Genomic DNA, 226 nt, shown 5'->3' with positions numbered 1-226 from the left:
TTATAGTTGCCTTAGGATCACTTACCGTGATATTTTTAAGGGTTGTATTTCCTGTGTTCTTAACCACAAAGGTGTATTCTACCCTGTCACCAACATTGGTTTTTCCGTCTTTATTAACATCGACAAACTGTCCGTGTTTGGTAATTGAAATACCTGAAGCAGGTGCCAATGGCGTAATCGTACAAGTTGGACAACCTGGATCTGGTGCGCATGTAGTACATGGCAG

General features: G+C 41.6%; 1 pseudogene. It reads right to left on the bottom strand.

What is annotated here, in order from left to right:
• Positions 1 to 226: pseudogene (locus tag ACHRWY_RS27780) on the bottom strand (hypothetical protein); the annotation flags it as partial.

The organism is Flavobacterium sp. FlaQc-48, from assembly GCF_044007335.1.
GTDB lineage: Bacteria > Bacteroidota > Bacteroidia > Flavobacteriales > Flavobacteriaceae > Flavobacterium.
The sequence above is the reverse complement of the archived record's forward strand: the minus strand, read 5'-3'. Positions and strand labels throughout refer to the sequence as shown.